The sequence below is a fragment of the Streptomyces sp. NBC_01463 genome (assembly GCA_036227345.1).
In the GTDB taxonomy this organism is placed as follows: domain Bacteria; phylum Actinomycetota; class Actinomycetes; order Streptomycetales; family Streptomycetaceae; genus Streptomyces.
Genome location: CP109468.1, coordinates 3,624,642 through 3,639,283, shown reverse-complemented (window position 1 = coordinate 3,639,283; position 14,642 = coordinate 3,624,642). Strand labels below are relative to the sequence as shown.

Annotated in this window: 24 protein-coding genes; 22 read left to right on the top strand and 2 right to left on the bottom strand. The window is 68.6% G+C overall.

The features are described from left to right. Window positions 1-11: 11 nt before the first annotated feature. Window positions 12-485 (top strand): hemerythrin domain-containing protein, encoded by a 474-nt coding sequence (locus OG521_15985; protein WUW22219.1) that lies wholly within the window; start codon window positions 12-14, stop codon window positions 483-485. On the opposite strand, the gene OG521_15980 is transcribed toward OG521_15985, so the two are convergent. Together OG521_15980 and OG521_15975 are read right to left on the bottom strand one after the other, a co-directional pair. Further along, window positions 482-2,662 carry an RNA repair domain-containing protein gene (locus OG521_15980; protein ID WUW22218.1) on the bottom strand — a complete coding sequence of 727 codons (2,181 nt, stop codon included), beginning with the start codon at window positions 2,660-2,662 and terminating at the stop codon, window positions 482-484. The two genes, OG521_15985 and OG521_15980, sit on opposite strands and share 4 nt — an antisense overlap. Beyond that, window positions 2,662-4,332: an AAA family ATPase gene (locus OG521_15975; protein ID WUW22217.1), complete on the bottom strand. Its 1,671-nt coding sequence runs from the start codon at window positions 4,330-4,332 to the stop codon at window positions 2,662-2,664. The genes OG521_15980 and OG521_15975 overlap by 1 nt, the downstream gene beginning before the upstream one ends. A 493-nt stretch (window positions 4,333-4,825) precedes the next feature. On the opposite strand from OG521_15975, the gene rpsJ reads away from it, so the two are divergent. The 21 genes from rpsJ (at window position 4,826) to rplO (ending at window position 14,509) form a co-directional block, all read left to right on the top strand. After that, window positions 4,826-5,134, top strand: a complete 309-nt coding sequence (gene rpsJ / locus OG521_15970) for a 30S ribosomal protein S10 (GenBank protein ID WUW22216.1) — start codon at window positions 4,826-4,828, stop codon at window positions 5,132-5,134. Between the two features lie 14 nt (window positions 5,135-5,148). Continuing rightward, entirely contained in the window at window positions 5,149-5,793 is a 645-nt protein-coding gene (gene rplC / locus OG521_15965; protein ID WUW22215.1) for a 50S ribosomal protein L3, read from the top strand. Window positions 5,794-5,797: 4 nt separating this feature from the next. Then, window positions 5,798-6,448 (top strand): 50S ribosomal protein L4, encoded by a 651-nt coding sequence (gene rplD / locus OG521_15960; GenBank protein ID WUW22214.1) that lies wholly within the window; start codon window positions 5,798-5,800, stop codon window positions 6,446-6,448. Further along, window positions 6,448-6,771, top strand: coding sequence for a 50S ribosomal protein L23 (gene rplW, locus OG521_15955; protein WUW22213.1), 324 nt, complete (start codon window positions 6,448-6,450; stop codon window positions 6,769-6,771). Before rplD ends, rplW begins: the two co-directional genes overlap by 1 nt. 39 nt (window positions 6,772-6,810) lie before the next feature. Next, on the top strand, window positions 6,811-7,647 hold the full coding sequence (gene rplB / locus OG521_15950; protein WUW22212.1) for a 50S ribosomal protein L2: 837 nt from the start codon (window positions 6,811-6,813) through the stop codon (window positions 7,645-7,647). 12 nt (window positions 7,648-7,659) lie between these two features. Then, window positions 7,660-7,941, top strand: coding sequence for a 30S ribosomal protein S19 (gene rpsS, locus OG521_15945; protein WUW22211.1), 282 nt, complete (start codon window positions 7,660-7,662; stop codon window positions 7,939-7,941). Between the two features lie 42 nt (window positions 7,942-7,983). After that, the gene (gene rplV / locus OG521_15940) at window positions 7,984-8,331 is read left to right on the top strand and encodes a 50S ribosomal protein L22 (protein ID WUW22210.1); all 348 of its coding nucleotides are present in this window, start codon (window positions 7,984-7,986) and stop codon (window positions 8,329-8,331) included. Continuing rightward, window positions 8,331-9,167 (top strand): 30S ribosomal protein S3, encoded by an 837-nt coding sequence (gene rpsC, locus OG521_15935; GenBank protein WUW22209.1) that lies wholly within the window; start codon window positions 8,331-8,333, stop codon window positions 9,165-9,167. Before rplV ends, rpsC begins: the two co-directional genes overlap by 1 nt. Before the next feature lie 5 nt (window positions 9,168-9,172). Beyond that, complete coding sequence (gene rplP / locus OG521_15930) at window positions 9,173-9,592, top strand: 50S ribosomal protein L16 (protein ID WUW22208.1); 420 nt, start codon at window positions 9,173-9,175, stop codon at window positions 9,590-9,592. Continuing rightward, window positions 9,592-9,816 (top strand): 50S ribosomal protein L29, encoded by a 225-nt coding sequence (rpmC, locus tag OG521_15925; GenBank protein WUW22207.1) that lies wholly within the window; start codon window positions 9,592-9,594, stop codon window positions 9,814-9,816. Before rplP ends, rpmC begins: the two co-directional genes overlap by 1 nt. Next, window positions 9,816-10,100, top strand: coding sequence for a 30S ribosomal protein S17 (gene rpsQ / locus OG521_15920; protein ID WUW22206.1), 285 nt, complete (start codon window positions 9,816-9,818; stop codon window positions 10,098-10,100). Before rpmC ends, rpsQ begins: the two co-directional genes overlap by 1 nt. Before the next feature lie 107 nt (window positions 10,101-10,207). Next, window positions 10,208-10,576, top strand: a complete 369-nt coding sequence (rplN, locus tag OG521_15915; GenBank protein ID WUW22205.1) for a 50S ribosomal protein L14 — start codon at window positions 10,208-10,210, stop codon at window positions 10,574-10,576. 2 nt (window positions 10,577-10,578) lie between these two features. Beyond that, entirely contained in the window at window positions 10,579-10,902 is a 324-nt protein-coding gene (rplX, locus tag OG521_15910; protein WUW22204.1) for a 50S ribosomal protein L24, read from the top strand. After that, window positions 10,902-11,459 (top strand): 50S ribosomal protein L5, encoded by a 558-nt coding sequence (gene rplE, locus OG521_15905; protein ID WUW22203.1) that lies wholly within the window; start codon window positions 10,902-10,904, stop codon window positions 11,457-11,459. Before rplX ends, rplE begins: the two co-directional genes overlap by 1 nt. Before the next feature lie 2 nt (window positions 11,460-11,461). After that, window positions 11,462-11,647, top strand: a complete 186-nt coding sequence (locus tag OG521_15900; GenBank protein ID WUW22202.1) for a type Z 30S ribosomal protein S14 — start codon at window positions 11,462-11,464, stop codon at window positions 11,645-11,647. Between the two features lie 224 nt (window positions 11,648-11,871). Further along, window positions 11,872-12,270 (top strand): 30S ribosomal protein S8, encoded by a 399-nt coding sequence (gene rpsH / locus OG521_15895; protein WUW22201.1) that lies wholly within the window; start codon window positions 11,872-11,874, stop codon window positions 12,268-12,270. 21 nt (window positions 12,271-12,291) lie between these two features. Next, window positions 12,292-12,831, top strand: a complete 540-nt coding sequence (gene rplF, locus OG521_15890) for a 50S ribosomal protein L6 (protein WUW22200.1) — start codon at window positions 12,292-12,294, stop codon at window positions 12,829-12,831. A 2-nt stretch (window positions 12,832-12,833) separates the two neighbouring features. After that, window positions 12,834-13,217 (top strand): 50S ribosomal protein L18, encoded by a 384-nt coding sequence (gene rplR / locus OG521_15885; protein ID WUW22199.1) that lies wholly within the window; start codon window positions 12,834-12,836, stop codon window positions 13,215-13,217. A gap of 47 nt (window positions 13,218-13,264) precedes the next feature. Beyond that, a complete protein-coding gene (gene rpsE / locus OG521_15880) occupies window positions 13,265-13,870 on the top strand; it encodes a 30S ribosomal protein S5 (GenBank protein WUW22198.1) in 606 nt (201 codons plus the stop codon). Then, window positions 13,870-14,052, top strand: a complete 183-nt coding sequence (gene rpmD, locus OG521_15875) for a 50S ribosomal protein L30 (protein ID WUW22197.1) — start codon at window positions 13,870-13,872, stop codon at window positions 14,050-14,052. The genes rpsE and rpmD overlap by 1 nt, the downstream gene beginning before the upstream one ends. A 1-nt stretch (window position 14,053) precedes the next feature. Further along, the gene (gene rplO, locus OG521_15870; GenBank protein ID WUW22196.1) at window positions 14,054-14,509 is read left to right on the top strand and encodes a 50S ribosomal protein L15; all 456 of its coding nucleotides are present in this window, start codon (window positions 14,054-14,056) and stop codon (window positions 14,507-14,509) included. The last annotated feature ends 133 nt before the right edge of the window (window positions 14,510-14,642 follow it).

The window sequence follows — 14,642 nt, the reverse complement described above, 5'->3', positions numbered from 1 at the left end:
AAAGTGGCCGCATGTGCCATTACTGCGGCTGCCGCGAGATCCCGTTGATCAAGGAGTTCATCGCGGAGCACGAGTCCGTCACCGATGCGGCGGGCGGCGCCCTGCGGGCGCTGGACCATGGTGACCGGACTCTGGGCGCGGAACTGGTGGGCCGGATGGAGCGGGAGCTGCGGGCCCACTGGCAGGGGGAGGAGCAGGGGCTCTTCGCGGTGATGGGCGGCAGTGCGGAGTACGCCGACTACATCGACGCGCTGGTGCGTGAGCACCGCGAACTCGCCGCGTTCCTTGGCCGGGTCGATCTGGACCGCACCGAGGACGTCGTCCGGCTGCGGGAGGCGGTCGACGAACTGCACCACCACATCGCGAAGGAGGAGGACGGGCTGTTCCCGGCCTCGCTCACCGCGCTGTCCGGGGACGAGTGGGACCGCTCGATGACGGCGTGGCGCTCGGCGCACCCGGAGGCGCCGGGGGAACTCGGGCGCTAGGGCGGGGGCGGGCGGTCCATCGGGGCCAACGACGCGTCCCTGATGCCGCGCAGTACCTCCGCCCCGATCTCCGCCAGCCGGTGAGCCGGTGGCGGGGTCGCGCCGAGCCCGATCGCGTACCCCGTGCGCGCGCCGACCGTGAGTGGGCGCGGCCAGACGCGGCAGTCGGCGGCGCCCGCCTCGGAGAGGGCGGCCGTCAGGGCGAGGAGCCTGCCGCGCAGCCGTCCCTCGTCCGGGCCGCCGCTGGCTACAGAGGCGAGGGCCCAGGACGGGTGTGGTTCGGAAAGGTGCGGCGGCGCGCACAGCAGGGGGCGCGGGTCGTCCCCGTCCCCGGCGGACTCCAGGATCTCCCACGCGCGGTACAGCTCGGCCGCGAGGAGATCGCGGCCGGCGGCGGAGACCTGCGTGGTGCAGGAACGTACGGGGGCCGTCGGGGTCAGCACCGTGACGGAGGCTCCGGCGCCCGCAGCCGTCCCCACCGCCTCGTCCCAGTCCCATGCCGCCCACGTCGCGAAGAAGTGCCGGAGCAGCGCGAACGGCGGCAGGCCGCCGGCCTCGTGTGCGGTACGGGCCGCGAGGACAGCCCAGGCCAGGCCCGGCAGCCCGCCGCAGGGGGCGGAGTCCAGGCCCCGGGCCCCCGCCCACGCCTTGACGTCCCGGGCGAGCGGGGCGAAGGCGTCCCGGTGCGGGTCCGCCGCCGCGAGCACCGCTTCGGCGTCGCTCACCGCGCTGAGCGCGACGGCCGCCGCCTCGCCCAGTTCGGTCCGGCGGGCGACCGCGTCGGCGGGGGAGAGGCCCCCGGTCGCCACGGTGACCAGGTCGACCCGGAGGCCGTCGGTGTGCCAGCGCAGCCCCGGCACCCGGGCGCCGGTCACCTCGCGCAGGTCCCGCGCCCGGGGGAACGCGGCGGCCAGCCGGTGCCGCACGCCGGCCGGATCGGGGGCGCCGGGCAGCGCCGCCACCAGGTCCAGGTCCGCGTTGGGCAGCGCGCAGCCCATGCGCCGGGAGCCGACGACGTGGACGCGGGCGCCGGGGAGGGCCGCGGCGACCCGTTCCGCCACCCCTTCGGCCACCGGGAGGGGCGGGCCCAGCTCCACCCGTACCCCGTAGTGGTCGGATACGTACAGCCCCGCCGGGCTCGGGACCTCGCCGGTCAGGGCCGCGGAGCTGGCCCGCAGCCGTTCCGTGCGCAGCAGGACCCGGTCCAGGCGGGAGACGCGGCCGGACAGGGAGGAGACGGCGGCCAGCGGGTTCACGGACGGGTCGAAGGTCGGGGTGCGGTCGGAGGGGCCGTGTACCTCGGTCCACGCGTCCGCCATTGCCAGGCGGGTCTGTGGGCGGTCGCCGCCGTCATTGAAGTCGCCGACGAGCAGCAGCTCGCCCTCGATGCCGGCCAACCCCGTTGCCAGGTCCATCAGTTCGGCCTCGCGGCGAGTGGCGCCCGCGGGGGAGTGGTCGCTGCTGAGATGGGTCACGGCGACCGTGACGGGGCCCTCGGCCGTCTCGACGACGGCCGCGGCCACCGCCTTGTGCGGGCCGAGCGCGTGCAGAGCCGCCTCGCTCACCGGCAGCCGGCTGAGCAGCAGCAGTCCGCAGTCCGGTACGTCACGGCCCGCCGGGTCGGTGGCGAGGACGTACCCGTCGCGCACCCAGGCGCAGTCCAGCAGCATCTCCAGCAGGGCGGGTTCCGCCTCCTGGAGGGCGATGACGTCCGCGTCCGCCGCGCGCAGGGCGTCGAGCAGGAGCGGGCGGCGCCGGGCGGTGTCGATGCGGTCGCTGTCGTAGCGGTCCCAGAGGGTGTTCCAGGTGAGGACGGTCAGCGGGGCCGACGGGCCCGGCGGCCCGGGGGAGGACGGTTCCCAGCGGCCCGTGGCCGGGGAGAAGGCGTGCGGCGTACGGGAGAGGAAGTACGGGGACGGCAGCCGGCGCGGGGTCCGGATCCGGCCCGCGTCCGTCGCGTCGATCCGGTCCGTGCCGGAGGAGCGGTCCCACACCACCTCGCCGTCCGCCTCGAAGAACAGCACCCGGTGCCAGGGGATGTCCCCGCCCGGTGTGAACCGCTCCAGCGGTACCCGCTTGGGGTCCCGCCCGCGCTGGGCGACGCCCAGCACGAAGCGCGCCGGGTCGAAGCGGGCGTCCCAGCGGACCCGGTGGTAGATCTCCTCGCTCGTACGCATCAGGCCCGGTCCTCCACGGTTCCGCTCGTTCCGATGTACCAGGTGCGGTGGGCCTGGCCGGGATACGGGGGTACGAAGCGGTGCAGCTGGGAGGCCAGGACCGTCGGCGGCACCGGGTGGGCGCGCCGGCCGTTGCGCGCGGTCAGCTCGTCCTCGCCCACCCACGCCACGGCATGGGTGACCAGCGCGTCCCTGCGCGCGGCGACGGCGTGCACCAGGGAGCGCTGGTGCGGGTTGAGCGAGGTGGCGTCCCAGACCACGGTGGCGCCGGGCACGAGGGCGGCGTCCAGGCGCCGCAGCCCCTCGCGCAGCACGTCCCCGTTGGCGCTCTGGTCGGCGCGTGACCGGCGTGAGTCGCGCAGTTCGTCGAGCGAGAGGTACGTGGCGGTGCCGGGCAGGGCGCGGCCGAAGGTGCTCTTGCCGCTGCCGGACGGCCCCACCATGTGGACCAGGCGCGGGAAGTCCCCGGACCGCCACCGCCAGGTCGCGGCGACCGCCTCGTCGGCCGTGCCCACGCGGCCCAGCGCGTACGCCTCCCGGGCCTGCGCCAGGCAGCGGGCGGCGGCCTCCGGTCCCAGGTCGTCGAAGGCCCGGTCCAGGCCGTCCGGTTCGGCCACGTCCTGGGCGTGCAGGGCCGACCACTCCACCTGCTCACGGGCCTCGGGCCCGTCGGCCAGGGCGTCCGCCAGCGCGTGCAGGACCGGCAGGTCCGCGGCGAGCGACATCCGCGCCAGACCGGCGCGGCGCTCCTCGTCCGGGTAGGGGCGGTGCAGCGAGGGGTAGAGCCCGACCAGGTCCGCGACCCGGCGGGCGAGCGGCATGCCGAGCGGGCCGGCGAGCGCCGGTGCGAGCGCGGCCCGGCGGGTGCGGTGGTGCAGGGCGGCGAGCACCCCGGCCAGCCGGTCGTCACCCGTGTGGCCCAGGGTGTCCAGGGCCTCGCCCGTCGCGAGGGCGGCCGGTGCGTCGCCGGGGCCGGCACCGGTGGCGACGGCGAGTGCCGCCGGGTCCACCGGCGCGCCCGAGCGCACGGCCCACAGGGCGGCGGCCGGTCCCAGCCCGTTCTCCACGATCTCCGTGTGCATCCAGTGGGTGCCCGTCGTGACATGGCCGGGCCGTACCCACTTCGCGACCCGGTGCCCGAACTCGGCGGCCCCGAAGCCCTCGGCCGGCCGGACGACGTACCCCTCCTGGCGCTCGGTGTCCGGCTTCAGCACCCGCAGCGCCTTCTCGGCCCGGGCGTCGAACACGCCGCGCCACAGCACCGGCGGGGTCGGAATCCCCAGGTCCCGCAGGAAGGCCACGGTCCGGTCCCAGTCCAGACAGCGGTCGCCGTCCCAGACGGAGAAGCCGTGGAAGTGGCCCGGGAGGTCCTCGTACGGGATCGAGTGACGGGCGAAGGTGTTCTCGCCGCAGATCCGCCACCCCGCGGGGATGCGGGGGCCGACGCGTCCCTGGAGGGCCTTGACCCATCCGCGGGAGGGGTGGTGCGCCGAGTCGAGGGAGCGGGCGTGCACTCCGTCGGCGTAGAGCGTGGTGTTCTCGCCGTCCAGCTTCTCGGTGACCACGACCTGCGAGCCGGTCAGTCCGGCGAGGTCGGTGAGGCGCACATCGTCCGACGCGGCCCCCGGTGACCAGGGCAGATGCGGGGTCCGTGGATAGTGCGTACGCATGTTCGCTGCCCCCGTGAGTCGCCGTCCCGGCCGGTCACTGTAGGGGCGGGGACATACGGCACTCGACCGAATATCGCGAGGGGCCGGGCTGGCGGTTCGTGCCCGCGTTTGACCACGGTGGAGCGGGGGGTAAGATCCTCCGCCCGATTGGCCAGGCTCGTGCCCCGTATGGCACACTGACCAGGTTGCTCGGTTGAGTGTCAATGCTGCGCGCCTCCCGCCGGGAGGACCGGAAGCGAGTCCCACAGTACTCGTCGGCCCCATGGGCCGGACGTACGGGAATCTTTCGGGAAGCAATGTGTGGCACCGGCCAGGCGCCCGGTGGGGTTCCTCCCCCGGCATCCGCGGTCTCAGGCCCGCACCCCCTTGGTTGGGATCTCCTTCGGGAGATTTTCGTAGAGGGGATGCGACACGCCCGACCGCGTGGGTCGGAGGCGGAGTAATCAGAACCCCGGGTTCCAGAGCGTTACGAGAGACAGGACTACTAGTAGCCATGGCGGGACAGAAGATCCGCATCCGGCTCAAGGCCTACGACCACGAGGTCATCGACTCCTCGGCGAAGAAGATCGTCGAGACGGTGACCCGCACTGGTGCGTCGGTCGCGGGCCCGGTGCCGCTGCCCACTGAGAAGAACGTGTACTGCGTCATCAAGTCGCCGCACAAGTACAAGGACTCTCGCGAGCACTTCGAGATGCGCACGCACAAGCGCCTCATCGACATTCTCGACCCCACGCCGAAGACGGTTGACTCGCTGATGCGCCTCGACCTGCCGGCGGGCGTCGACATCGAGATCAAGCTCTGAGGGGACGGGCCGAGATGAGCAAGAACATCAAGGGCGTCCTGGGCGAGAAGCTCGGCATGACCCAGGTCTGGGACGAGAACAACCGGGTTGTCCCGGTGACCGTCGTCAAGGCCGGTCCGTGCGTCGTGACGCAGGTTCGTACGAACGACAGCGACGGCTACGAGTCGGTCCAGATCGCCTTCGGCGAGATCGACCCGCGCAAGGTGAACAAGCCCCTCAAGGGCCACTTCGCCAAGGCCGACGTGACCCCGCGCCGCCACCTGGTGGAGCTCCGCACCCCTGACGCCAGCGAGTACACGCTGGGCCAGGAGATCACCGCCCAGGTGTTCGAGTCCGGCGTCAAGGTTGACGTCACGGGCAAGAGCAAGGGCAAGGGCTTCGCCGGTGTCATGAAGCGTCACAACTTCAAGGGCCTCGGCGCCGGACACGGCGTCCAGCGCAAGCACCGTTCCCCCGGTTCGATCGGTGGCTGCGCCACCCCTGGGCGTGTCTTCAAGGGCATGCGCATGGCCGGCCGGATGGGCAACGAGCGCGTCACCACCCAGAACCTGACCATCCACGCGGTTGACGCGGAGAAGGGTCTGCTGCTCATCAAGGGCGCGGTCCCCGGTCCGAACGGCGGCCTCGTCCTGGTCCGTACCGCGGCCAAGGGGGCTTGAGGTAATGAGCACCATTGACATCCTTTCGCCGGCAGGCGACAAGGCCGGTACCGTCGAGCTCCCCGCGGAGATCTTCGACGCGAAGACCAGCGTTCCGCTGATCCACCAGGTCGTTGTCGCACAGCTGGCAGCTGCCCGTCAGGGCACGCACTCGACCAAGCGCCGCGGTGAAGTCCGTGGTGGTGGCCGCAAGCCGTACCGCCAGAAGGGCACCGGCCGCGCCCGTCAGGGTTCGACCCGTGCGCCGCAGTTCGTCGGCGGTGGCGTCGTGCACGGCCCCAAGCCGCGCGACTACTCGCAGCGCACCCCGAAGAAGATGAAGGCCGCCGCCCTGCGCGGTGCCCTGTCGGACCGGGCGCGTCACTCCCGCATCCACGTCGTCACCGGCGTGGTCGAGAGCGCGATCTCCACCAAGGCCGTCAAGACGCTGCTCGGCAAGATCTCGGAGCGCAACAACGTGCTCCTGGTCGTCGAGCGCAGCGACGAGGCCGCGTGGCTCTCCGCACGCAACCTGCCCCAGGTGCACATCCTGGACCCGGGCCAGCTGAACACGTACGACGTGATCGTCTCTGACGACGTGGTCTTCACCCAGGCCGCTTTCGAGTCCTTCGTGTCTGGCCCCCAGACCGCTGAGACCGAAGGGAGCGACGCCTGATGAGTGAGGCGACCGTTACCAGCAAGACCTACTCCGACCCGCGTGACGTTCTCGTCAAGCCGGTTGTTTCGGAGAAGAGCTACGCGCTGCTCGACGAGAACAAGTACACGTTCATCGTCGCGCCCGGCTCCAACAAGACCCAGATCAAGCAGGCCGTGGAAGCGGTCTTCTCGGTCAAGGTCACCGGGGTCAACACGATCAACCGTCAGGGTAAGCGCAAGCGCACCAAGACCGGTTTCGGCAAGCGCGCTGACACCAAGCGCGCCATCGTGACCCTCGCTGAGGGCGACCGAATCGACATCTTCGGCGGCCCGACCTCCTAACGGAGGTCGAGTCGTCCGGAATCGGACGAGGACTGAGAAATGGGTATCCGCAAGTACAAGCCGACGACCCCGGGCCGTCGTGGCTCCAGCGTCGCCGACTTTGTCGAGATCACGCGGTCCACGCCGGAGAAGTCGCTGGTCCGCCCCCTGCACAGCAAGGGCGGCCGTAACAACACCGGTCGTGTGACCGTTCGCCACCAGGGTGGTGGCCACAAGCGCGCCTACCGCGTGATCGACTTCCGTCGTCACGACAAGGACGGCGTGCCGGCCAAGGTCGCGCACATCGAGTACGACCCGAACCGCACCGCGCGCATCGCGCTCCTGCACTACGCGGACGGCGAGAAGCGCTACATCATCGCGCCGCGTGGCCTGACGCAGGGCGACCGTGTCGAGAACGGCCCGGCCGCCGACATCAAGCCCGGCAACAACCTGGCGCTGCGCAACATCCCGGTCGGTACGACCATCCACGCCATCGAGCTGCGGCCCGGCGGCGGCGCGAAGTTCGCCCGTTCCGCGGGTGCCTCCGTGCAGCTGCTGGCGAAGGAGGGCACCATGGCCCACCTTCGTATGCCGTCGGGTGAGATCCGCCTGGTCGACGCCCGCTGCCGCGCCACGATCGGTGAGGTCGGCAACGCCGAGCAGTCGAACATCAACTGGGGCAAGGCCGGTCGCATGCGCTGGAAGGGCGTTCGCCCGTCCGTCCGCGGTGTCGCGATGAACCCGGTCGACCACCCGCACGGTGGTGGTGAAGGCAAGACCTCCGGTGGACGTCACCCGGTCTCGCCGTGGGGTCAGAAGGAGGGTCGTACTCGCTCGCCGAAGAAGGCATCGAGCAAGTACATCGTCCGCCGCCGCAAGACGAACAAGAAGCGCTAGGAGCGGGTTTAGATGCCGCGCAGTCTCAAGAAGGGGCCCTTCGTCGACGGCCACCTCGTCAAGAAGGTGGATGTCCAGAACGAAGCTGGCACCAAGAACGTCATCAAGACCTGGTCCCGTCGCTCGATGATCATCCCGGCCATGCTGGGTCACACCATCGCGGTGCACAACGGCAAGATCCACGTCCCGGTGTTCGTCACCGAGTCGATGGTCGGCCACAAGCTCGGCGAGTTCTCGCCGACTCGCACCTTCCGCGGCCACGTCAAGGACGACCGGAAGTCGAAGCGCCGCTAGCGCGGGGTGGAAACGACTATGACTCACACCGAAGGGACAACCATGGAAGCCAGGGCCCAGGCGCGGTACATCCGCGTCACGCCCATGAAGGCCCGCCGAGTGGTGGACCTCATCCGTGGCATGGATGCCACGGAGGCTCAGGCGGTCCTGCGTTTCGCCCCGCAGGCCGCGAGCGTGCCGGTTGGCAAGGTGCTCGACAGCGCCATTGCCAACGCTGCACACAACTACGACCACCCTGACGCCTCTTCGCTGGTCATCAGCGAGGCGTACGTGGACGAGGGCCCGACCCTGAAGCGGTTCCGTCCGCGTGCTCAGGGCCGTGCCTACCGGATCCGTAAGCGGACCAGCCACATCACCGTGGTCGTCAGCAGCAAGGAAGGAACCCGGTAATGGGCCAGAAGGTAAACCCGCACGGGTTCCGGCTCGGCATTACCACGGACTTCAAGTCCCGTTGGTACGCCGACAAGCTGTACAAGGACTACGTCAAGGAAGACGTCGCCATTCGTCGCATGATGACGAAGGGCATGGAGCGAGCCGGCATCTCGAAGGTTGAGATCGAGCGCACCCGCGACCGCGTCCGCGTTGACATCCACACCGCCCGCCCGGGCATCGTCATCGGCCGCCGCGGCGCCGAGGCCGACCGCATCCGTGGCGAGCTGGAGAAGCTGACCGGCAAGCAGGTCCAGCTGAACATCCTCGAGGTCAAGAACCCCGAGGTGGACGCTCAGCTGGTGGCCCAGGCCGTCGCCGAGCAGCTCTCCTCCCGCGTCTCCTTCCGTCGGGCCATGCGTAAGAGCATGCAGAGCTCGATGAAGGCCGGCGCCAAGGGCATCAAGATCCAGTGCGGCGGTCGCCTCGGCGGCGCCGAGATGTCCCGCTCGGAGTTCTACCGCGAGGGCCGCGTGCCCCTGCACACCCTCCGTGCGAACGTCGACTACGGCTTCTTCGAGGCCAAGACGACCTTCGGCCGCATCGGCGTGAAGGTCTGGATCTACAAGGGCGACGTCAAGAACATCGCCGAGGTCCGCGCCGAGAACGCTGCTGCCCGTGCGGGCAACCGCCCGGCCCGTGGCGGCGCTGACCGTCCGGCCGGCCGCGGTGGCCGTGGTGGCGAGCGTGGCGGTCGCGGCCGCAAGCCGCAGCAGTCGGCTCCGGCCGCCGAGGCCCCCAAGGCCGAGGCGCCCGCCGCTGCTCCGGCTGCTGAGAGCACCGGAACGGAGGCCTGACCGAAATGCTGATCCCCCGTAGGGTCAAGCACCGCAAGCAGCACCACCCGAAGCGCAGCGGTATGTCCAAGGGTGGCACGCAGGTTGCGTTCGGCGAGTACGGCATCCAGGCGCTGACCCCGGCGTACGTGACGAACCGTCAGATCGAGTCCGCTCGTATCGCGATGACCCGTCACATCAAGCGTGGCGGCAAGGTCTGGATCAACATCTACCCGGACCGTCCCCTGACGAAGAAGCCTGCCGAGACCCGCATGGGTTCCGGTAAGGGTTCTCCCGAGTGGTGGATCGCGAACGTCAAGCCGGGCCGGGTGATGTTCGAGCTGTCCTACCCGAACGAGAAGATTGCTCGTGAGGCGCTCACCCGCGCTGCTCACAAGCTTCCGATGAAGTGCCGGATTGTTCGGCGCGAGGCAGGTGAGTCGTGATGTCGGCCGGTACCAAGACGTCCGAGCTGCGCGAGCTGGGCAACGAGGAGCTCCTCAACAAGCTCCGCGAGGCCAAGGAAGAGCTGTTCAACCTCCGCTTCCAGGCGGCGACCGGACAGCTCGAGAACCACGGCCGGCTCAAGTCCGTCCGTAAGGACATCGCCCGGATCTACACCCTGATGCGCGAGCGCGAGCTCGGCATCGAGACGGTGGAGAGCGTCTGATGAGCGAGAAGACTGTGACTGAGACGAACACTGACCGCGGTTTCCGGAAGACCCGTGAGGGTCTGGTCGTCAGCGACAAGATGGACAAGACCGTCGTCGTCGCTGTCGAGGACCGCGTCAAGCACGCGCTGTACGGCAAGGTCATCCGCCGTACGAACAAGCTCAAGGCTCACGACGAGCAGAACGCCGCCGGCGTCGGCGACCGTGTCATCCTCATGGAGACCCGGCCGCTGTCCGCCACGAAGCGTTGGCGCGTCGTCGAGATCCTCGAGAAGGCCAAGTAATTCCTGAGGGGCATTCCCCTCAGGCAGGTTCCGCCAGGCTCGGCGGGGGTCCGTTCCGGTAACGGAGCGGCCCCCGCCGGGAACCGGCAGACGATCAGGAGATAGACGTGATCCAGCAGGAGTCGCGACTGCGCGTCGCCGACAACACGGGTGCGAAGGAAATTCTCACCATCCGTGTTCTCGGTGGCTCGGGTCGCCGCTACGCGGGCATCGGTGACGTCATCGTCGCCACCGTCAAGGACGCGATCCCCGGTGGCAACGTGAAGAAGGGTGACGTCGTCAAGGCCGTCATCGTTCGCACCGTCAAGGAGCGTCGTCGTCAGGATGGCTCGTACATCCGCTTCGACGAGAACGCCGCTGTCATTCTCAAGAACGACGGCGACCCCCGCGGCACCCGTATCTTCGGCCCGGTGGGCCGTGAGCTGCGCGAGAAGAAGTTCATGAAGATCATCTCGCTCGCGCCGGAGGTGCTGTAAGCATGAAGATCAAGAAGGGCGACCTGGTTCAGGTCATCACCGGTAAGGACAAGGGCAAGCAGGGCAAGGTCATCGTTGCCTACCCTGCTCAGGACCGCGTCCTCGTCGAGGGTGTCAACCGGGTCAAGAAGCACACCAAGGCCGGTCAGACCGCTCGCGGTTCGCAGACCGGTGGCATTGTGACGACCGAGGCCCCCGTCCACGTCAGCAACGTGCAGCTGGTTGTTGAGAAGGACGGCAACAAGGTCGTTACTCGCGTCGGCTACCGCTTTGACGACGAGGGCAACAAGATCCGCGTTGCCAAGCGCACCGGTGAGGACATCTGATGACTACCACCACAGCGCCGCGTCTCAAGACGCGCTACCGCGAGGAAATCGCCGGCAAGCTGCGTGAGGAGTTCTCCTACGAGAACGTCATGCAGATTCCCGGTCTGGTCAAGATCGTGGTCAACATGGGTGTGGGCGACGCCGCCCGCGACTCCAAGCTGATCGATGGCGCCGTGCGCGACCTCACCACGATCACCGGTCAGAAGCCGGCCGTCACCAAGGCCCGCAAGTCGATCGCGCAGTTCAAGCTGCGCGAGGGGCAGCCGATCGGCTGCCACGTCACCCTCCGTGGTGACCGCATGTGGGAGTTCCTGGACCGTACGCTGTCGCTCGCGCTTCCGCGTATCCGTGACTTCCGTGGCCTGTCGCCGAAGCAGTTCGACGGCCGTGGCAACTACACCTTCGGTCTCACGGAGCAGGTCATGTTCCACGAGATCGACCAGGACAAGATCGACCGGGTCCGGGGCATGGACATCACCGTGGTCACCACGGCGACCAATGACGACGAGGGTCGTGCCCTCCTTCGTCACCTCGGCTTCCCGTTCAAGGAGAACTGACCGTGGCGAAGAAGGCTCTGATCGCTAAGGCCGCCCGTAAGCCGAAGTTCGGCGTTCGCGGGTACACCCGCTGCCAGCGCTGCGGCCGGCCCCACTCCGTCTACCGCAAGTTCGGCCTGTGCCGCGTGTGCCTTCGTGAGATGGCTCACCGTGGCGAGCTGCCGGGCGTGACCAAGAGCTCCTGGTAATTCTCCTTCGCCCTTTGGGCGTTGGGAATCACCGGAGACTCTCGGTAAGCATCTGGTCGGCAGGAGCCCGTCCTCGCATGCCGTAGGCTTGTGGGGTTGGGCGCCTGCCGCCCAAGACCGACTTACTACGCCGTAGGTCCCCGCACCGCACCCGTCCTGCCTCTGAGTAGGGAGAGGGATGGCGCATACAGGAAACCCCGGCGAGAGAGGCCGAAGGCCAACTCATGACCATGACTGATCCCATCGCAGACATGCTCACGCGTCTGCGTAACGCGAACTCGGCGTATCACGACGACGTCACGATGCCGCACAGCAAGATCAAGTCGCACATCGCGGAGATCCTCCAGCAGGAGGGCTTCATCACGGGCTGGAAGGTCGAGGACGCCGAGGTTGGCAAGAACCTCGTCCTCGAGCTGAAGTTCGGCCCGAACCGCGAGCGCTCGATCGCCGGCATCAAGCGAATCTCGAAGCCGGGTCTGCGTGTATACGCAAAGTCCACCAATCTGCCGAAGGTTCTCGGCGGCCTGGGCGTGGCGATCATCTCCACGTCCCACGGTCTCCTGACCGGCCAGCAGGCCAGCAAGAAGGGCGTAGGTGGGGAAGTCCTCGCCTACGTCTGGTAGTCGGGAACGGAGGAATAGCTCATGTCGCGAATCGGCAAGCTCCCCATCCAGGTTCCCGCCGGTGTGGACGTCACCATCGATGGCCGCACGGTCGCAGTGAAGGGCCCCAAGGGCACCCTCGCGCACACCGTTGCGTCGCCGATCGAGGTCACCAAGGGTGAGGACGGCGTTCTGAACGTCGTCCGCCCGAACGACGAGCGTCAGAACAAGGCCCTTCACGGCCTGTCCCGCACGCTGGTGGCGAACATGATCACCGGCGTGACCCAGGGATACATCAAGGCGCTCGAGATCAGTGGTGTCGGTTACCGCGTCCAGGCGAAGGGCTCCAATCTGGAGTTCGCCCTGGGCTACAGCCACCCGATCCTGATCGAGGCCCCGGAGGGCATCACCTTCAAGGTGGAGTCCCCCACGAAGTTCACCGTCGAGGGCATCGACAAGCAGAAGGTCGGCGAGACCGCGGCCAAGATCCGCAAGCTGCGGAAGCCTGACCCGTACAAGGCCAAGGGCGTCAAGTACGCCGGCGAGGTCATCCGCCGCAAGGTCGGAAAGGCTGGTAAGTAGCGATGGCATACGGCGTAAAGATCGCCAAGGGCGACGCGTACAAGCGTGCAGCCCTCAAGCGTCGCCACATTCGCGTCCGCAAGCACATCTCCGGTTCGCCGGAGCGTCCGCGCTTGGTTGTGACGCGTTCCAACCGCCACATGGTGGCTCAGGTCATCGACGACATCGCGGGCCACACGCTCGCGTCGGCGTCGACCCTGGACGTCTCCATCCGTGGTGGCGAGGGCGACAAGAGCAGCCAGGCCAAGCAGGTCGGCGCCCTGGTCGCTGAGCGTGCCAAGGCCGCAGGCGTCGAGGCCGTCGTGTTTGACCGCGGTGGTAACCAGTACGCCGGGCGGATTGCCGCTCTGGCTGACGCCGCCCGTGAAGCCGGGCTGAAGTTCTAAGCCCCGGTTCCTACGCACAGCGGACGTAACAGAGAGAGGTAAATCCAATGGCTGGACCCCAGCGCCGCGGAAGCGGTGCCGGTGGCGGCGAGCGGCGGGACCGGAAGGGCCGTGACGGCGGCGCAGCTGCCGCCGAGAAGACCGCGTACGTCGAGCGCGTCGTCGCGATCAACCGTGTCGCCAAGGTTGTGAAGGGTGGTCGTCGCTTCAGCTTCACCGCGCTGGTCGTGGTGGGCGATGGTGACGGCACCGTCGGTGTCGGTTACGGCAAGGCCAAGGAAGTTCCCGCGGCCATTGCCAAGGGCGTGGAAGAAGCCAAGAAGAACTTCTTCAAGGTTCCGCGTATCCAGGGCACCATCCCTCACCCGATCCAGGGCGAGAAGGCTGCGGGCGTCGTTCTGCTCAAGCCTGCTTCCCCCGGTACCGGTGTTATCGCCGGTGGCCCGGTGCGCGCCGTCCTGGAGTGCGCCGGCGTTCACGACATCCTGTCGAAGTCGCTCGGTTCTTCGAACCCGATCAACATCGTGCACGCGACCGTGGCGGCCCTCCAGGGCCTGCAGCGTCCCGAGGAGATCGCGGCCCGCCGCGGTCTGCCCCTCGAGGACGTCGCCCCCGCGGCTCTGCTTCGTGCTCGTGCGGGAGCGGGTGCGTAATGGCCCGTCTCAAGATCACGCAGACGAAGTCGTACATCGGCAGCAAGCAGAACCACCGCGACACCCTGCGTTCGCTCGGGCTCAAGCGCCTGCACGACGTGGTTGTCAAGGAGGACCGCCCCGAGTTCCGCGGAATGGTTCACACCGTCCGCCACCTCGTGACGGTTGAGGAGGTCGACTGACATGGCGGAGAACAAGCCGCTGAAGGCGCATGACCTCCGGCCTGCCCCGGGTGCCAAGACCGCCAAGACCCGTGTGGGTCGTGGTGAGGCATCCAAGGGTAAGACCGCTGGTCGTGGTACCAAGGGCACCAAGGCCCGTTACCAGGTTCCGGAGCGCTTCGAGGGTGGCCAGATGCCCCTCCACATGCGTCTCCCGAAGCTCAAGGGCTTCAAGAACCCGTTCCGCACCGAGTACCAGGTCGTGAACCTGGACAAGCTCGCGACGCTCTACCCCGAGGGTGGAGAGGTCACGGTGGCCGATCTGGTCGCCAAGGGCGCTGTGCGCAACAACCACCTCGTCAAGGTCCTCGGACAGGGCGAGATCTCCGTGGCGCTGCAGGTTTCGGTTGACGCCGTCTCCGGCTCCGCCAAGGAGAAGATTGCCGCTGCCGGCGGCACTGTCACCGAGCTCGTCTGAGACAACTCGGACCATTCGGTGGCCTGAACATCCGACCGGGGATGCCTCTCATATGGGGCATCCCCGGTTGGTCGTTCCTAGGGGGGCATGTACGCCGGTAAGGTGGCGTCCGTTGCTGTGGTAACCCCTGGGC